The following is a 16,082-nucleotide window of genomic DNA, read 5'->3' as shown; positions in this document are numbered from 1 at the left end:
CACCGTGGGGCACGCGAGCAACGACATCGCGATTGGGTTATCGACGGCGTCGGTGTACCCGGAAAACACGCAGGCCGGCTTTCGGTATGCGGCCGAATTGGGTTATGACGGTGTCGAATTGATGGTGTGGGCTGAGCCCGCGAGTCAAGACATCGCGACGGTGCAGTCGTATGTGAAGCGCTATGGCGTGCCGGTGCTCGCTGTGCACGCGCCGTGTCTGTTGATTTCGCAGCGCGTGTGGGGCGCTGATCCGGTCGCGAAGTTGGAGCGCAGCGTGCGCACCGCCGAGGCGCTCGGTGCCGACACCGTTGTTGTGCATCCGCCGTTTCGGTGGCAGCGTCGGTACGCGCGTGGTTTCGCTGAGCAGGTCGCCGAACTTGAGGCGGCGCATCCGGTGAAAGTCGCGGTGGAGAACATGTTTCCGATGCGCGCTGACACGTTTTTTCGCGACGGCGCGGTCCGTCGACTTGAGCGGCGATCGGGGCCAGGACCCGCGGTGAGCGCGTTCAGCCCGTCGTTCGATCCGACCGATCACGGCTTTGATCACTACACGCTCGACCTGTCCCATACGGCGACCGCCGGTGCCGACGCCATCGCGCTCGCGCGGCGCATGGGCGAAGGTCTTGTGCATTTGCACCTTGCCGACGGTCGCGGTGCGGCCCACGATGAGCATCTTGTTCCCGGTGAAGGCACCCAGCCGTGTGCAGAACTTTGTGAATACTTGGTAGACAGCGGTTTTCGCGGTCACGCTGTCGCGGAGATCAACACGCAAAACGCGCGTACCTCGGCCGAACGAAGTGCGCAGTTGGCGCGCACGCTCGAATTCGCACGCACGCATCTCACGGGCACGAGCCCAGATCCGCGCGATACCGAAGCCGCCGACCTTTCCTGACATACCACCCAGCTTGTACGCTGTACGAATGACGCGAGAAACCGTGAGCGACGCGCCCTTCCACCGGGTGCTCGCGATGACGGAACTGCCGCATTCGGGCGAAGAAACCGGCCGCTACAGCGGCGAAATCGACGCGACATGGACCATCGGGCCCAAGGTTCACGGCGGCACGATGGTGGCTTCCAGCGCGGCAGCGGCAGCCACCTGGCTGCGTACCGTCGACCCGAGTCAGGCCGAGATGGCCCCGATCGCGGCGAGCTCCGACTTCCTCGGCGCACCCGAGCCCGGCAAGGTCGAATACGCCGTCACGCTGCGGAAGAAGGGTCGGCAGATCTCGCTTGTCGACGTCGAATTGCAGCAAAACGGTCGTACCTGCGTGCGTACCGCGTTCACCTTCGGCTACCTCGACGACGAAGCGCCGAGCTGGACCGATGAGTCGCTCATCGCCGATTTCCCGGCCGAACCGACCGCCGACGCACTGTCCTACGACGACGATTCGCCGATGGGCAAAATCGTCCACGTCGGCCAAGGCTCGCACCTCGCCATCGACACGACAACCGCGCGCTTCCTCAAGGGCGAGACCGGCACCCCACGCGTTCGACTGTGGATCCGTCCGCTCCCCGGCGACGAGGTCAATGCGCGCGCCCGCGCCGCCTTCGCGATGATGGCCGCCGACATCAGCCCGCCCGTCCCGATGAACCTCGGCCACTTCGGCTGGTCGCCGACGGTGCAGATGACCACGTTCCTGCGTCGCGTGCCCGCGCCCGGCTGGTTGCGCGTTATCGCGCACGCCAACACCGTTGGCCAGCGGATGTTCGACGAGGAACATCTCGTCATCGACTCGACGGGAGCCGTTGTGGCACAGAGCCGTCAGCTGGCGCTCATCCCGGCGGGAAGCTGAACTAACCTCTAGTGCCATGACGAGAATTGCGGTTGTCGGTGGCGGTCGGATCGGTGAGGCGCTGGTCGCTGGGTTGTTGGAAGCGGGCAAGCCGGCAAAAGACCTGGTCGTCGTCGAGCCGTCCAAGGCGCGGGCCGCGCAACTCGCTGAGCGTTTTGGCGTGCGGGTTTCCTCGTCGATCGGCGATGGGGTTGTCGGTGCCGACATCGTTGTGATCGCGGTCAAGCCCGGCGTCGTCGATTCGGTCCTCGTCGAGCTGTCGAAGGCCGACGGCGAAAGCACCAAGGACCAGCTCGTAGTCTCGCTCGCTGCCGGGGTGACGACCGCCCAACTTGAGGCGAAACTACCCGCGGGTTTCCCTGTCGTTCGGGTGATGCCCAATACGCCGATGCTCGTCGGCCAGGGCATGAGCGTGCTTTCCGCTGGTCGCTACGCCGACGCTGACCAGGTCAAACAGGTCGGCGACCTGCTGGAAACCGTCGGCAAGGTCGTCACGGTTCCCGAAGCGCAGATGGACGCCGTCACCGCGGTTTCGGGTTCGGGGCCCGCTTACTTCTTCCTCGTTGTCGAAGCGATGGTCGACGGCGGCGTTGGGCTTGGCCTCACCCGCGAGGTCGCGACCGAACTCGTCGTGCAAACCATGATCGGTTCGGCCGCGCTGCTCGACGAGACCAAGCAGAGTGCTGGCGAACTGCGCGCCGCCGTCACCTCACCCGGCGGCACCACCGCCGCCGCGCTGCGTGAGCTGGAGAAGTGCGCGGTGCGCTCGGCGTTCATCGAAGCCCTTCATGCGGCCAAGCATCGTTCGGCCGAACACGGCACGTCGAAAGAGTGACGTTTGGGTACCCGGTTTGAAAACCGATTTCTCACACCCGTCGCAGTAATCCCACTGGTCCCGCTAAGCTCGTAGGAGCACGTGCGTGTCTGTTCCGTCGGTGGGGAAGCCGATGGCGCGAGACGTGCCGGAGGTCAGTGGCGCCATGATGTCTACAAACAACCAAGGACAACCCGTGATCGGCGGTGGCACACAGTTTCTCACCGTTGCTGAAGTCGCCGCGCTGATGCGGGTTTCGAAAATGACGGTGTATCGGCTCGTCCACTCGGGTGAACTGCCCGCGGTGCGCGTCGGTCGCTCGTTTCGCGTTCACGCGAAGGCGGTGCACGACTACCTGGAGACGAGTTACTTCGACGCCGGGTAGGCCCAGTTAGAGGGCGGTTTCGTACGCGAGACGATGTCCCGGTAGAGTGAACCCTCGGTTCGTGTTCGCCCGCCGGTGGCATCGCTTTGCGGTACTCCGCGCACCCCGGCGGCGCGAACACCGCACGACGCACTGTAAAGCCGAGAGAGAGAACGCGAGGAAACCCTATGGGTTCTGTGATCAAGAAGCGCCGCAAGCGTATGTCGAAGAAGAAGCACCGCAAGCTGCTTCGCCGCACGCGTGTTCAGCGGCGCAAACTCGGCAAGTAAGCCCCGCGCTTTCCACAAAGCCCGTCGCCTTTTCTGGCGGCGGGCTTTTGTGATGGGTCACCACCGCGGCCATAGATGCGGTTACTCTGGTACGCGGACGACAACTCTAGATGCAGGGGGCTGTGAGTGGGGTCAGGTCCTAGTTCCGACGCAAGGGAACGTCACACGCCGAAAGTTGTGCTGGTCACCGGCGCTAGCCGCTTCTTCGGCGGCTCTGTCGCGTCCCGGTTGGCCGCGACCCCCGGTGTCACGCGCGTCATCGCCGTCGACACGATGACGCCAAGTCGCGAACAACGCCGCCGCATGGGCGATGCCGAGTTCGTGCGTGCCGACATCCGCAACCCGCTCATTCGCAAGGTGGTCGAAGCCGCTGGTATCGACACCGTCGTGCATGCCACCGTGCTGTCGCGCCCGCCTTCGGGTGGTGGTCGCGCCGCGATGAAAGACCTCAACGTTCTCGCCACGATGCAATTGCTCGCGGTTTGTCAAAAAGCGCCGTCGGTGCGGCGCGTTGTGGTGCGTTCGTCGTCGGCGGTTTATGGGTGCAGCGCGAAAGATCCGGCGAAATTCACCGAGGAAATGAGCGCGCGAACGCCACCGTCCGGTTGGTTTGCGCGAGACATGATTGATATCGAGGCATTGGTGCGTGGAATGGCGCGTCGACGGCCCGATATTTCGGCGTCGATTCTGCGTTTCGCCCCTATTGTCGGGCCGCGGCTCGCGGGGCGTGGCGTGCAATATCTGCGTTCGCCCATCACTCCCACTGTGCTTGGTCGGGAAGCGCGGTTGCAGTTGTTGCATGAGGAAGACGCTGTCGCCGTTCTTGTCCATGCCGCTTTACGCGCCAGCGGTGGCACCGTAAATGTGGCAGGTGACGGAGCCTTAGCCATGTCGCAAGCAATTCGACGCGCAGGGCGCATCGTTGTGCCGGTACCGTTGTTCTTATTCCGCACGGCGGGGCGAACGCTAATGGGTCCGGTGATGCGCGGATTCAGTGGTGAACAGCCCGACTATTTCCATTTTGGTTGTGGCCTCGACACCACGCGCATGCGGACCGAACTTGGCTTCACCCCCCGCTGGACCAGCGTTCAGGCATTCGACGACCTCATCGCGGGCGCAGCGTTGCGGCCCGTTTTCGACCCGGCGTGGATCGATGCGGCGGAAAACAAACTGCTCGGCCTGATCGGGGCCGGTACGGGAGCGCATACATGGCATACGTGAACGAGGGCGCGAAAGTGATCAGGCTCGACGTCAACGTCGATGCCCGCAACCGCCCACCCGCTCGGCACTGGCCCGAGCCCACTGAGACCACCGAACCGACGCCGGTCACGGCGCTGTCGGATCGTCGGCCCGGTATGCCGATCGCCCCGCCTAAGTCGCTCACCGACATCATTCGTGACGCGGTAGCCGACCAGATCGAAAGCGCCGCCGAATTCGCTCGTCGTCGCCTGACCGGCGACTACCAGGTCGACGAGTTCGGCTACGACCGCCACCTGCTCGAATCGGTGATCCTGCCCGTCCTGCGGCCGCTGGCCGACTACTGGTTCCGCGTCGAAGTTGCTGGTATCGACAACATTCCGGCCGTTGGCGGGGCGTTGCTCGTCGCCAATCACGCGGGCACGGTGCCCATCGACGGACTCATGCTGCAACTGGCGATTCACGACAAGCACCCACAGCATCGTGCGCTTCGACTGTTAGCCGCTGACCTGATTTTCGAGCTGCCAGTGCTCGGCGCGCTCGCACGTAAAGCGGGGCATACGCTCGCGTGCCGTCCCGACGCCGAACGCTTGCTGCGGTCGGGTCACCTCGCTGGCGTTTTCCCCGAAGGGTTCAAAGGCGTCGGCAAAAACTATGCCGACCGGTACAAATTGCAGCGATTCGGGCGCGGCGGGTTCGTTTCCGCTGCCGTGCGTACTGGCGTGCCGATCATCCCGTGCTCGATTGTGGGGTCCGAGGAGATTTACCCGAAACTCGCCGACATCAAGCCGCTCGCACGGTTGCTTGGGTTGCCGTACTTCCCGGTCACGCCGCTTTTCCCGCACCTCGGTCCGCTCGGCGCGATACCGGTGCCGTCGAAGTGGTACATCGAATTCGGCGAGCCCATCGACACCACCGCGTTCGAGCCCGACGAAGCTGACGACCCAATGACGATGTTCGAGGTCACCGACCAGGTGCGCGAGACGATCCAGCAGACGTTGTACAAGCTGCTGGCTCGCCGTCGCAACACCGTCCTCGGCTAGTGCTCGCGGTGGCGGGCCACCGCCGCAGCCACTGCGCCACCGGCCGCGCCTAACGCGAGCGCGGTCGGTACGCCGATCTTCGCCGCCTTGCGCCCAGTGCGGAAGTCGCGGATTTCCCAACCCCGGTTTTTCGCGACTTCGCGCAGGTCAGAGTCGGGGTTGATCGCTACCGCCGTGCCAACAAGCGACAACATCGGCACGTCGTTGTGGCTGTCGGAGTAGGCCGTACAGCGCTTGAGGTTCAGGCCCTCGCGAATAGCGAGCGTGCGCACGGCGTGGGCTTTGCCGAGTCCGTGCAGGATGTCGCCGACCAGGCGACCGGTGAACTTGCCGTCGACCGACTCGGCGACCGTGCCAAGCGCGCCGGTGAGCCCAAGCCGCTTGGCGATCACATTCGCCAACTCAACCGGCGTTGCCGTGACCAGCCACACCTGCTGACCAGCATCGAGGTGCATCTGCGCGAGCGCGCGCGTGCCCGGCCAGATCTTGTCGGCGATGATCTCGTCGTAGATTTCCTCGCCGAGCGCGGCCAACTCGGCCGTCTCGCGGCCCGCGATGAAGCTGAGCGCCTTCTCGCGGCCGGAGTTCATGTCCGAGGTGTTTTCCTTGCCGGTGACGCGGAACTTCACCTGCTTCCACGCGACATCGACCAGGTCAGAAGTCTTGAAGTATTTGCGCGCGGCAAGGCCACGGGCGAAATGGACGATCGACGCACCCTGGACCAGCGTGTTGTCGACATCGAAGAAGGCAGCGGCGGTGAGGTCGCGTGGAGCTTCGTTGTCGGAATGATCGGTCCCCAATTCACCAAGCTCAGCCAGCTCGGCGTCGTGAATGGTGAGCGCCGCGTTGGCACTGGCCTCACCAGCCACATTGGCGCGCAGCTCTTCCTCGCTTGGTCCAAACGGGCTACGGGGAATGCGCGCGAACTGCTCTTGCAGCCCCGCCTGCCACCGTGCCGGAAACTCCCCGAATCGCCCTGCGACGAATCCGGCCCTCGCCACTCTCGAACGTTCTGGCACCAGTACCCTCCGCTAGTCGCGCGAACCATGTCCACAGTAACCGGACGGGCCGACAACTCGGTGCGGGCTCAGGCGATTAAATAGATCCCATGACCAATCCCACACCGACAGTGACCCTCTTGACGCGCGCAGGATGCGGGATGTGCGCGTCGGCACTCACACAATTGCAGGCCATCTGTGGTGATTTCGGTCTCGCGGTTGGCGTGCGCGATGTTGACGAAGCCGCCGCGACCGAGCCCGCGTTGCGCGCGGAGTTCGGTGATCGACTGCCCGTCGTGCTGTTGAATGGCCGCGAGCACAGCTATTTCGACGTCGACGAGGCGCGTTTGCGCGCTGATCTGACGCGATTGGCAGTTCGGCCAACAAATTGATCAGGCGCGGCGTGAGTCACATACGCATGGCGTGGCGCATTTCACCGACTTTGTGAACGCCTGCACAAGCGGTTACGGTAGGGGCACGCAAACCGCCCCGCCGCGATAACCGCGACGGAGATCGGATATGTAGACGCCCATGGCAGTCGGTCGCTATTTCTCCCACACGGCGAACGACACCGGTGAAGAAAACGAGCAACCGGACCTCCCTGGCCCGGCGACGAGGAGCCGACGACGTGACAGAGCAGCATGAGACGCCCGGTGGCGTCTCCGGCAAAGCTGCTGCACGCGATATTCCCCAGGCAACGGTTACGCGCCTGGCTACCTATCTTCGTGTTCTCGCCGAGTTGGCCGACGAGGGTGTAGCCATCGTATCGAGTGAGGAACTCGCTGTCGCGGCGGGTGTCAATTCGGCCAAACTTCGCAAGGATCTTTCCTTCCTCGGGCCCAATGGGGTTCGGGGTGTCGGCTATGACGTAGCGAAATTGCGAAGCAGGATCGAAGACGTGCTCGGGCTGTCGCAGGGACATCGCGTCGTACTCATCGGTGCGGGCAATCTTGGACGCGCGCTTGTTGGTTATGGCGGTTTCGGTGATCGCGGATTCACTGTCGTTGGCATTTTCGACAACGACGCGGCGGTAATCGGTCAGTCCTATGCCGGTTTAGTCGTGCGCGATATCGCCGAACTCGACGCGCAAATTCCCGCACTCGCGCCCACGATCGCGGTTTTGGCCGTTCCCGACGCCGCCGCCCAAGACGTGTGCGACCAGCTTGTGCGTGCCGGACTGCCGTCGATTTTGAGCTTCGCGCCCGGTGAGTTGCGCGCGCCCGCCCAGGTCGAAGTGCGCCGCGTCGACTTGGCGATGGAATTGCAACTGCTTTCCTTCGACGCCGCCCGCAACGGTTCAGCGACCGCGATGGCCGCGGACACTGAGGTCGCCGTTCTCGGCGCGGGGCGCGGCCGTCACGCCACCCAGACACACCCCATCGCACACCAGGCGTCGAACGAATCGTCGCGTGGTGGCCGGGCTCCGCAGCGACGCAGCGCGCCGCGATCGGTGACCCCGCACTCGGCAAACGAGCCTGCCACCAAGGGATCGGTGATAACGCCATGAGCGTGCTATTGGTCGGGATTTCACACCGAAGTGCCCCGGTCCCTGTGCTGGAGAAGATCGCGATTAGCGAATCTGATCGACCCAAGTTGGTCGACCGGCTGCTGCGATCGAGCCACGTTTCCGAGGCGATGATTGTTTCCACCTGCAACCGCGTTGAGGTTTACGCGGTTGTCGACGCCTTCCACGGCGGCCTTGGTGAGGTCAGCGAACTGCTGACCATGCACTCGGGGCTACCGCTTGGCGAACTCACCAAGCACGCCTACGTGCGTTACAGCGAAGCCGCTGCCGAGCATTTGTTCGCGGTGGCAAGTGGGCTTGACTCGATGGTTGTCGGCGAGCAGCAGGTGCTCAGCCAGATCCGCAGCGCGTACGCCAGCGCCGACAGTCAGCAGGCCGTCGGGCGCACGTTGCACGAGCTGGCGCAGACCGGCTTGCGCGTCGGCAAGCGCGTGCATTCCGAAACCGGTATCGATCGCGCTGGCGCGTCAGTGGTTTCGGTCGCGCTCGACCGCGCGCGTTCCATTGTCGGCGACCTCGCTGGCCGCACCGCCGTCGTGCTCGGTGCCGGCGCGATGGGTGGCCTCGCTGTCGCGCATCTGTCGCGGGCCGGGATCGCGCGCATCGTCGTCGTGAACCGCACGCTTGAGCGCGCCGAGCGCCTCGCCGAAACCGGTCGCACGATGCACGGTGTCGACGCCGAAGCTGTTGAGCTGCAACAACTTACCGATGTCATGGCGACGGCAGACGTGGTCGTGACCTGTACCGGCGCGGTCGGGTCGGTCGTCACCTTGGCCGACACGCACCGCGCACTCGCCGAACGGGCACGCACCGACGCCGCCCAACAGCCCCTCGTTTTCTGCGATCTCGGCCTGCCGCGCGACGTCGAGCACGCCGTCGCCGGACTGCCCGGCGTCGAAGTGATCGACATCGAAACCCTCCAACGCGACCCGGCCGCCGGTGCCGCCGCCGACGACACCGCTGCCGCCCGCGCGATCGTCGCCGACGAACTCGCGAAATACCTTGCGGGACAACGCATGGCGGAGGTCACGCCCACCGTGGCCGCGCTTCGTCAACGCGCCGCCGAAGTGGTTGAGGCAGAACTGCTTCGACTCGACTCCCGCTTGCCCGACTTGGCCGACCCCACCCGCGACGAAGTGGCGCGCACCGTGCGCCGCGTTGTCGACAAGCTGTTGCACGCGCCGACTGTGCGCGTGAAACAGCTGGCGTCGACACCGGGCGGTGACAGCTACGCCGAAGCGTTGCGCGAGCTGTTCGAGCTGAAACCCGGTGCGGTGCAAGCGGTTGCCGCTCCGATGGAGGTCACCGCGGCGGAACCCGCGTTGGCTGACGATTTCACCGCAGGACATCTCAGTGATGGGCAGGACCAATGACCACGACAGTGCAGGAAGAGGGAACCGTGACCACAGGCAGCACCCGTGCGCCGTGGCGAATCGGCACTCGCGGCAGCCTGCTCGCGCTGACACAGGCGGGCACCATCCGCGACGCGCTGATCGCGGCGGGTCAGCCAGCTGAACTGGTCGTGATCAAGACCGCAGGCGACCTGTCGGCCGCGCCGGTACAGCAGATCGGCGTTGGGGTGTTCACCTCGGCGCTGCGTGACGAGCTCGCGTCCGGCGATATCGACGTTGCCGTTCACTCGTATAAAGACCTCCCTACCGCGCAGGATCCGCGCTTCGTTATCGCCGCCATTCCGCCTCGCGAAGACCCGCGTGACGCGTTGGTGGCTCGGGACGGGCTGGTACTCGGCGAATTGCCCGCCGGTGCCAGGGTCGGCACGTCGGCCCCGCGACGAGCTGCGCAATTGCGCGCGCTCGGCTTGGGACTCGACATCGTGCCGTTGCGCGGCAACATCGACACCCGGCTGCGTCAGGTGAGCGAAGGCGCACTCGACGCGATCGTGCTTGCGCGCGCTGGCCTGTCGCGGATCGGGCGCACCGAGGTGATCACCGAATCGCTTGAGCCGGTGCAGATGCTGCCCGCGCCCTCTCAAGGTGCTCTTGCCATTGAGTGCCGGGCTGACCAGCCGGAACTGATCGAGATCCTGTCCGGTCTCGACGACGCGGCGACGCGCGCGGCCGTTGTTGCCGAGCGTGCGCTGCTTGGCGAACTTGAGGCTGGTTGCACGGCTCCGATCGGCGCGCTCGCCGAGGTTGTTGAGTCGATCGACGAGGAAGGCCACATCTTCGATGAGCTTTCCCTTCGTGCGTGTGCCGCCGCGATCGACGGATCGGATGTGCTGCGTGCCTCGATCGTCGGCAAACCGAATGAGGCGGCCGAACTGGGCCGCGCATTAGCTCGCGAACTCCTCGACCTGGGCGCACGTGCCCTGTTGAGTGCGGTCGAAGAGCAGGAACCGAGTGAAGGTTCCCCTTCCCGGGCGGTGAACGCGCCCATCACAGACTTCCCCGATACCAGCCCGATGGAGAACAACCGATGAGCAGCAGCCGAGCGACCAAGAAGCAACCAGGGCGGATCCTTTTCGTCGGCTCCGGTCCTGGCGATCCGGCCCTGCTGACCGTGCGCGCCCGCGAGGTGCTTGAGCGCGCGGTGCTGGCCTTCACCGACCCCGACGTTGACAAGGGCGTTCTCGCCCTGATCGGTGCCGCAGTAGAGGCCGACGACGAGGGCAACCGTCCTGTCGACGTGCGGCCCGCGCTCGGCGAGCCCGCCGAGGTGGCGAAGACGCTGATCGCCGAAGCACGCAACGGCCACGACGTGGTTCGCGTTGTCGCTGGCGACCCGTTGACCACTGATTCGGTGATCAACGAGGTGAACGCGGTTACCCGTTCGCACATCGTGTTCGAGGTGCTGCCCGGCCTGCCTAACGGTTCGGCTGTGCCGAGCTACGCGGGCATCGCCCTTGGCTCCGGCCACACCGAGGCCGACGTGCGCGGCGAGGTCGACTGGCCCGCTCTCGCGGCTGCCCCCGGCCCGCTGGTTTTGCACGCGACATCGGGCCATCTTGCCGAGACCGCGAGTGCCCTCGTTGAGCATGGGCTTGCTCCGCAGACCCCGGTCGCGGTGACCGTGCGCGGCACCACCCGCCAGCAGCGGACCATCGAGACCACGCTGGCCGGCCTCAACAATTCCGCTTCCGAACTGATGGGTTCCCTTGTGGTGACCATCGGTAAAGAGGTGGATAAGCGCGCGAAGATGTCGTGGTGGGAATCGCGTGCCCTCTACGGCTGGACCGTGCTGGTGCCGCGCACCAAGGACCAGGCTGGCGAGATGAGCGAGCGGCTGGTGACCCACGGCGCCATCCCGATGGAAGTGCCGACCATCGCCGTTGAACCGCCGCGCAGCCCAGCTCAGATGGAACGCGCGGTGAAGGGCCTCGTTGACGGCCGCTACCAGTGGGTGGTTTTCACCTCCACCAACGCGGTGCGCGCGGTGTGGGAGAAGTTCGCCGAATTCGGTCTCGACGCTCGCGCCTTCTCCGGCGTGAAGATCGCGTGTGTTGGCGAGGCGACGGCCGAGCGCGTGCGTTCGTTCGGCATCAACCCCGAACTCGTGCCGAGCGGCGAACAGTCTTCGGAAGGGCTGCTTGCCGACTTCCCGCCGTACGACGACGTGTTCGACCCGGTGAACCGCGTGCTGCTGCCGCGCGCCGACATCGCGACCGAAACGCTGGCCGAGGGCCTGCGCGAGCGCGGTTGGGAAATCGACGACGTGACCGCTTACCGCACGGTGCGCGCTTCGCCGCCGCCCGCCGAGACGCGCGAGATGATCAAGACCGGTGGGTTCGACGCCGTGCTCTTCACCTCTTCGTCGACGGTGCGCAATCTCGTTGGCATCGCGGGCAAACCGCATGCCCGGACCATCGTGGCGTGCATCGGCCCGAAGACGGCCGAGACCGCGATCGAGTTTGGGTTGCGCGTTGACGTGCAGCCTGAGCTTGCCCAGGTTGGCCCGCTTGTCGAGGCGCTCGCCGAGCACGCCGCTCGACTGCGCGCCGAAGGCTTGCTGCCTCCGCCGCGTAAGAAGAGCCGACGCAGCAGCAGCCGCTAGCCTGCGCAGGAATTGCCCGAGACCCGAGGGCCCGCCCGAAACGGCGGGCCCTCGGTCTTTCTCGGTCACCGGCTGTAGCGCAACAGGGTGCGCACCAGGCGACAAGTGGCATCGGAAGGATGACGCAGGTCGATCTGTGCAGCGGTTCGGCGAATAACTTCGTTGGTTGCGTGAGTTGGCAGGTAGACGCCCGAATCGAGCAGGGCGATGGTGATGCGCATGGCCTTGAGGCGGCGGTTGTGGGCCACGTACCAGCGACGCGGCCGACCCGCTGGTAGGCGCTTGCGTTCTAGTGCGTCGAGTGGTCGATACGACTGGGTGATGTAGGCGGTCATGAGCGCGTCCTCCCTCGCGTGTGTGCGGTGCAGCCCCCGACCGGTTGCACCATCGAACACACTTGCGAGTATACCGACGCCCACCGACAGATTTCGGCGCTCGCGCTCGAAAACTGTTGGGCGACAACAGCTTTAAAAGTTATCCACAGGGTAAAAACCGCACTTGCGCACCCCGAAAACACGCCTGGAGACGCGCTGAGCGGACAAAAGCGTCAAGGGCGTATTCTGCGGAGCATGACCGCTATCGAGCGCCCACGGCGCTTGCGCCGGACTCCCGCGCTGCGTCGGCTCGTCGCCGAAACCACCCTTCAGCCACGGCAGCTGGTACTGCCGATGTTCGTCGCTGACGGCATCGACGACCCGCGCGCGATCAGCTCGATGCCCGGCGTCTATCAGCACACGCTCGACTCGCTACGCAAAGCCGCAGTCGAAGCCGCGACGGCCGGCGTTGGTGGCCTCATGCTCTTCGGTGTTCCGCTGCCCGAGGACAAGGACGCGATCGGCAGTCAGGCAAGCGATCCCGACGGCATCCTCAATCGTGGCCTGCGCGCGATCGCTGAGGAAGTCGGCGACGCGACGGTCATCATGGCCGACACCTGCCTCGATGAGTTCACCGATCACGGTCACTGTGGCGTTGTCGCCGCCGACGGCACTGTCGACAACGACGCCACGCTGCACCGCTACGTCGAAATGGCGCTCGCCCAAGCCGACGCTGGCGCGGCGATGCTCGGAACCAGCGGCATGATGGATGGCCAGGTTGGCGCGATCCGTCGCGGCCTCGACGCCGTCGGCCACACCGACACCGCGATCCTCGCCTACGCGGCCAAGTACGCATCGGCGTTCTACGGCCCGTTCCGCGAAGCGGTCGGCTCGTCGCTCGTCGGCGATCGCCGCACCTACCAGCAGGATCCGGCCAACCGGCGCGAGTCGTTGCGCGAGCTGGAACTCGACCTCGCCGAAGGCGCCGACATCGTCATGGTGAAGCCCGCGATGTCTTACCTCGACATCCTGCGCGACGTCGCCGATCGTTCGACCGTGCCCGTCGCCGCCTACCAAATCTCCGGCGAATACGCGATGATCACCGCCGCCGCCGAACGCGGCTGGATCGACCGTCGCGCCGCCATCGAAGAATCGCTGCTCGGTATCCGTCGCGCTGGTGCCGACATCGTGCTCACCTATTGGGCCACCGAGGCAGCGCACTGGTTGTCGTGAGCGTTGAAGTGGAAAACCCGAACAACCTGAACCAAATCGCGCCGCTGCCGATGCCGGAAGACGTGGGCACCGCGCGCCAATTGTGGTGGGGCGTCGCCGGACTCGGTGTGGTCGCCACCGGTGCGTTCCTTGTCGCGATTAGCGCGCAACGCGACCAGCTCGTGACGCAGATGACCGAGGAATTGCAGCGCAGCGATCCCAAAGCGGCGGCGGAAATGTCGGAGGCGACGATCCAGCTCGCGGTTTGGCTTGGCTTTGGCCTCGTCGGCCTGTTTGGGCTCGCGCTGTGCGGCATTACCGTCGGCCTGGCGCACCTGCTCGCACGCGGAAAGCTATGGGCGCGAACACTTTTGACCGTGATCGCGGTGTGGCTGGTGATGAGTGCGATCATGGTGCTGGTTTCGATCGCCGAAGTGGAAACCGTGACGATGCTGATCTTCGGCGCAACCGCGATCGTCCAAGGCGTGCTCGCCGCGGGTGCCGCCTACCTCAGCATGCGCGCCGACTCCACTCGCTACTTCATCTCCAAGCTCAAGCGTCGCTAATGCCCTGCGATACCGACGTTTCCGACAGTTGGGACTCGTCGGTGTATGGTGATAACCATCACAATGTTGTGCGTGGGCGGAGGCCGTGATGCGAGTTGTTATTCACCAGCCACACAGTCTGCGGCGCGATCTCTTGGTCATCGGTTTGATGGTCCTGCTCGCCGCGCTCACCGTCGCGCTTGTGCTCCTACCGGCGATCGTCGGCTGAATCACCGATGAAGAACTGGGTACTCGTCGCACTCATTGAGATCGACCTCGCCATCGCGCTTGTCGTCGCGGGCGGCTTCAGTTGGCAGCACGCGGCTCGCCACACCGAATTCGCTTCTGGCGAAGGGCAAGTGGCCTTTACCGCGGTGCGCTACGTGCCGTCGTGGTTGATCCTCGCCTCGCTCCTCTTCACTGTCGCCGGGCTCCTTGTCATCGACGCGGCCACTCGGATTCGGCGTCGCCCGCCCGCGCTCGCGAAGGCCAGTTGATCTTGCGCATTGCCGCAGGCAGGGGCGCTTGACGCCACTTTCTTAGCGGCGTGTTGGGCGTGTCGTCGGTGGGTCGCTGCGGTGTGGGTCACTGTGTTCCACCCTGTCGTCTAGCTCGCGTGAGCGAACTGAGACACTGGATGCCGTGAGTTCCCACGTGCCGGTTTCCGCCCAGCTCTTCGAGCGGGCCGCTTCGGTGATCCCCGGGGGCGTCAATTCCCCCGTGCGCGCTTTCAATTCGGTCGGTGGCACCCCTCGCTTCATCGCATCCGCTAACGGCTACAACCTCGTTGACGCCGACGGAAATTCCTACATCGACCTGGTTTGCTCGTGGGGGCCGATGATCCTTGGCCACGCGCACCCCGCTGTTGTCGAAGCGGTGCAGCGCGCGGCGGTCGGCGGCCTGTCGTTTGGCGCGCCAACCGAAGCTGAGATCGAGTTGGCCGAAGCCATCGCGGCGCGCGTCGACCCGGTTGAGCGGGTCCGCCTGGTGAACTCGGGTACCGAAGCGACGATGAGCGCGGTGCGGTTGGCTCGCGGCTACACCGGCCGCAGCAAGATCATCAAGTTCTCCGGTTGCTACCACGGTCACGTCGACGCGCTGCTTGCCGACGCGGGCTCGGGCGTCGCGACGCTCGGGCTGCCGACGTCGCCTGGCGTCACGGGTGCCCAGGCTGGCGACACGATCGTGCTCCCTTACAACGACCTCGCCGCCGTTGAAGCCGCCTTCGCCGCCAACCCCGGCCAGATCGCGTGCGTCATCACCGAAGCCGCCGCTGGCAACATGGGAGCGGTCGCGCCGCTGCCCGGATTCAACGCTGGCCTGCGCAAACTCACCACCGACAACGGCGCGTTGCTCATCATGGATGAGGTCATGACCGGCTTCCGCGTGAGCAAGGCCGGTTGGTTCGGGCGCGAAGGCGTCGCGGGCGACCTCTACACCTTCGGCAAGGTGATGAGCGGCGGCCTGCCCGCTGCCGCGTTTGGCGGTCGCGCAGAGGTCATGAACCACCTCGCTCCGCTCGGCCCGGTGTATCAAGCGGGCACGCTTTCGGGCAATCCGGTCGCCGTCGCTGCTGGTCTCGCCACGCTGCGCACCGCCGACGACGCCGTCTACGCGGCGCTCGATCGCAACGCCGACCAGCTCGGTGCCATTCTCGGCAAAGCCCTCACCGAAGCCGGGGTCGAGCACCAAGTGCAGTTCGCGGGCAATATGGTGAGCGTGTTCTTCGCCGATCGTCCGGTGACGAACTATGCCGAAGCGAAGGCAAGCCAGACTTGGCGTTTCCCCGCCTTCTTCCACGCGCTGCTTGACGCTGGCGTGTACGCGCCGCCGAGCGCGTTCGAAGCATGGTTCGTGTCAGCGGCCCTCGACGACGACGCGTTCGACCGTATCGCCGCCGCTGCACCCGCCGCCGCCATCGCCGCGGCGGCCGCAACCCCAGAAGGATCGCAAGCGTGAGCTCCGACCAGCCCGAC

At 65.3% G+C, this 16,082-nt stretch carries 18 protein-coding genes; 16 read left to right on the top strand and 2 right to left on the bottom strand.

The features are described from left to right. Nucleotides 1-4: 4 nt before the first annotated feature. From IEX78_RS11430 to IEX78_RS11400, 7 genes are all read left to right on the top strand, one after another. Entirely contained in the window at nucleotides 5-892 is an 888-nt protein-coding gene (locus IEX78_RS11430) for a sugar phosphate isomerase/epimerase family protein (RefSeq protein WP_188828873.1), read from the top strand. Nucleotides 893-920: 28 nt separating this feature from the next. Continuing rightward, nucleotides 921-1,793 (top strand): thioesterase family protein, encoded by an 873-nt coding sequence (locus IEX78_RS11425; protein ID WP_188828872.1) that lies wholly within the window; start codon nucleotides 921-923, stop codon nucleotides 1,791-1,793. Nucleotides 1,794-1,809: 16 nt separating this feature from the next. Continuing rightward, nucleotides 1,810-2,628, top strand: coding sequence for a pyrroline-5-carboxylate reductase (gene proC, locus IEX78_RS11420; RefSeq protein WP_188828871.1), 819 nt, complete (start codon nucleotides 1,810-1,812; stop codon nucleotides 2,626-2,628). Between the two features lie 112 nt (nucleotides 2,629-2,740). Further along, on the top strand, nucleotides 2,741-2,992 hold the full coding sequence (locus tag IEX78_RS11415; protein WP_373291595.1) for a helix-turn-helix domain-containing protein: 252 nt from the start codon (nucleotides 2,741-2,743) through the stop codon (nucleotides 2,990-2,992). 167 nt (nucleotides 2,993-3,159) lie between these two features. Further along, complete coding sequence (locus IEX78_RS11410) at nucleotides 3,160-3,261, top strand: 30S ribosomal protein bS22 (protein WP_003402602.1); 102 nt, start codon at nucleotides 3,160-3,162, stop codon at nucleotides 3,259-3,261. A 126-nt stretch (nucleotides 3,262-3,387) separates the two neighbouring features. Continuing rightward, entirely contained in the window at nucleotides 3,388-4,482 is a 1,095-nt protein-coding gene (locus IEX78_RS11405; protein ID WP_229683883.1) for an NAD-dependent epimerase/dehydratase family protein, read from the top strand. Continuing rightward, entirely contained in the window at nucleotides 4,479-5,501 is a 1,023-nt protein-coding gene (locus IEX78_RS11400) for a lysophospholipid acyltransferase family protein (RefSeq protein ID WP_229683997.1), read from the top strand. Before IEX78_RS11405 ends, IEX78_RS11400 begins: the two co-directional genes overlap by 4 nt. On the opposite strand, the gene IEX78_RS11395 is transcribed toward IEX78_RS11400, so the two are convergent. Continuing rightward, nucleotides 5,498-6,520: an HAD family hydrolase gene (locus IEX78_RS11395; protein WP_373291563.1), complete on the bottom strand. Its 1,023-nt coding sequence runs from the start codon at nucleotides 6,518-6,520 to the stop codon at nucleotides 5,498-5,500. The genes IEX78_RS11400 and IEX78_RS11395 overlap by 4 nt on opposite strands. 89 nt (nucleotides 6,521-6,609) lie before the next feature. Here IEX78_RS11395 and IEX78_RS11390 point away from each other — a divergent pair, with 89 nt between their 5' ends. From IEX78_RS11390 to IEX78_RS11370, 5 genes are all read left to right on the top strand, one after another. Then, a complete protein-coding gene (locus IEX78_RS11390) occupies nucleotides 6,610-6,891 on the top strand; it encodes a glutaredoxin family protein (RefSeq protein ID WP_188828868.1) in 282 nt (93 codons plus the stop codon). Nucleotides 6,892-7,127: 236 nt separating this feature from the next. After that, nucleotides 7,128-8,006, top strand: a complete 879-nt coding sequence (locus IEX78_RS11385) for a redox-sensing transcriptional repressor Rex (protein WP_188828867.1) — start codon at nucleotides 7,128-7,130, stop codon at nucleotides 8,004-8,006. Next, nucleotides 8,003-9,397: a glutamyl-tRNA reductase gene (locus IEX78_RS11380; protein ID WP_188828866.1), complete on the top strand. Its 1,395-nt coding sequence runs from the start codon at nucleotides 8,003-8,005 to the stop codon at nucleotides 9,395-9,397. The genes IEX78_RS11385 and IEX78_RS11380 overlap by 4 nt, the downstream gene beginning before the upstream one ends. Further along, nucleotides 9,394-10,464 carry a hydroxymethylbilane synthase gene (gene hemC / locus IEX78_RS11375; RefSeq protein ID WP_188828865.1) on the top strand — a complete coding sequence of 357 codons (1,071 nt, stop codon included), beginning with the start codon at nucleotides 9,394-9,396 and terminating at the stop codon, nucleotides 10,462-10,464. Before IEX78_RS11380 ends, hemC begins: the two co-directional genes overlap by 4 nt. Then, nucleotides 10,461-12,035 (top strand): bifunctional uroporphyrinogen-III C-methyltransferase/uroporphyrinogen-III synthase, encoded by a 1,575-nt coding sequence (locus IEX78_RS11370; protein ID WP_188828864.1) that lies wholly within the window; start codon nucleotides 10,461-10,463, stop codon nucleotides 12,033-12,035. The genes hemC and IEX78_RS11370 overlap by 4 nt, the downstream gene beginning before the upstream one ends. A gap of 65 nt (nucleotides 12,036-12,100) precedes the next feature. Here IEX78_RS11370 and IEX78_RS11365 read toward each other — a convergent pair whose 3' ends face one another. Then, nucleotides 12,101-12,370, bottom strand: coding sequence for a hypothetical protein (locus IEX78_RS11365; protein WP_188828863.1), 270 nt, complete (start codon nucleotides 12,368-12,370; stop codon nucleotides 12,101-12,103). Nucleotides 12,371-12,604: 234 nt separating this feature from the next. Here IEX78_RS11365 and hemB point away from each other — a divergent pair, with 234 nt between their 5' ends. From hemB to hemL, 4 genes are all read left to right on the top strand, one after another. Then, nucleotides 12,605-13,582, top strand: coding sequence for a porphobilinogen synthase (hemB, locus tag IEX78_RS11360; protein ID WP_188828862.1), 978 nt, complete (start codon nucleotides 12,605-12,607; stop codon nucleotides 13,580-13,582). Beyond that, entirely contained in the window at nucleotides 13,579-14,127 is a 549-nt protein-coding gene (locus tag IEX78_RS11355) for a hypothetical protein (RefSeq protein ID WP_229683882.1), read from the top strand. Before hemB ends, IEX78_RS11355 begins: the two co-directional genes overlap by 4 nt. Before the next feature lie 215 nt (nucleotides 14,128-14,342). Next, nucleotides 14,343-14,603 (top strand): hypothetical protein, encoded by a 261-nt coding sequence (locus IEX78_RS11350; protein ID WP_188828861.1) that lies wholly within the window; start codon nucleotides 14,343-14,345, stop codon nucleotides 14,601-14,603. A 136-nt stretch (nucleotides 14,604-14,739) separates the two neighbouring features. Then, entirely contained in the window at nucleotides 14,740-16,065 is a 1,326-nt protein-coding gene (gene hemL, locus IEX78_RS11345; RefSeq protein ID WP_373291594.1) for a glutamate-1-semialdehyde 2,1-aminomutase, read from the top strand. Nucleotides 16,066-16,082 lie beyond the last annotated feature (17 nt).

This window comes from Nocardia camponoti, assembly GCF_014646135.1.
Classification (GTDB): Bacteria; Actinomycetota; Actinomycetes; order Mycobacteriales; family Mycobacteriaceae; genus Nocardia; species Nocardia camponoti.
The sequence above is the reverse complement of the archived record's forward strand: the minus strand, read 5'-3'. Positions and strand labels throughout refer to the sequence as shown.

Bases quoted from the DNA above. Each gene is read 5' to 3' on its own strand.
- hemB (WP_188828862.1), top strand. From the start codon at position 12,605: ATGACCGCTATCGAGCGCCCACGGCGCTTGCGCCGGACTCCCGCGCTG.
- IEX78_RS11380 (WP_188828866.1), top strand. From the start codon at position 8,003: ATGAGCGTGCTATTGGTCGGGATTTCACACCGAAGTGCCCCGGTCCCT.
- hemC (WP_188828865.1), top strand. From the start codon at position 9,394: ATGACCACGACAGTGCAGGAAGAGGGAACCGTGACCACAGGCAGCACC.
- IEX78_RS11370 (WP_188828864.1), top strand. From the start codon at position 10,461: ATGAGCAGCAGCCGAGCGACCAAGAAGCAACCAGGGCGGATCCTTTTC.
- IEX78_RS11365 (WP_188828863.1), bottom strand. From the start codon at position 12,370: ATGACCGCCTACATCACCCAGTCGTATCGACCACTCGACGCACTAGAA.
- IEX78_RS11390 (WP_188828868.1), top strand. From the start codon at position 6,610: ATGACCAATCCCACACCGACAGTGACCCTCTTGACGCGCGCAGGATGC.
- IEX78_RS11410 (WP_003402602.1), top strand. From the start codon at position 3,160: ATGGGTTCTGTGATCAAGAAGCGCCGCAAGCGTATGTCGAAGAAGAAG.
- IEX78_RS11350 (WP_188828861.1), top strand. From the start codon at position 14,343: ATGAAGAACTGGGTACTCGTCGCACTCATTGAGATCGACCTCGCCATC.
- proC (WP_188828871.1), top strand. From the start codon at position 1,810: ATGACGAGAATTGCGGTTGTCGGTGGCGGTCGGATCGGTGAGGCGCTG.
- IEX78_RS11415 (WP_373291595.1), top strand. From the start codon at position 2,741: ATGGCGCGAGACGTGCCGGAGGTCAGTGGCGCCATGATGTCTACAAAC.
- IEX78_RS11425 (WP_188828872.1), top strand. From the start codon at position 921: ATGACGCGAGAAACCGTGAGCGACGCGCCCTTCCACCGGGTGCTCGCG.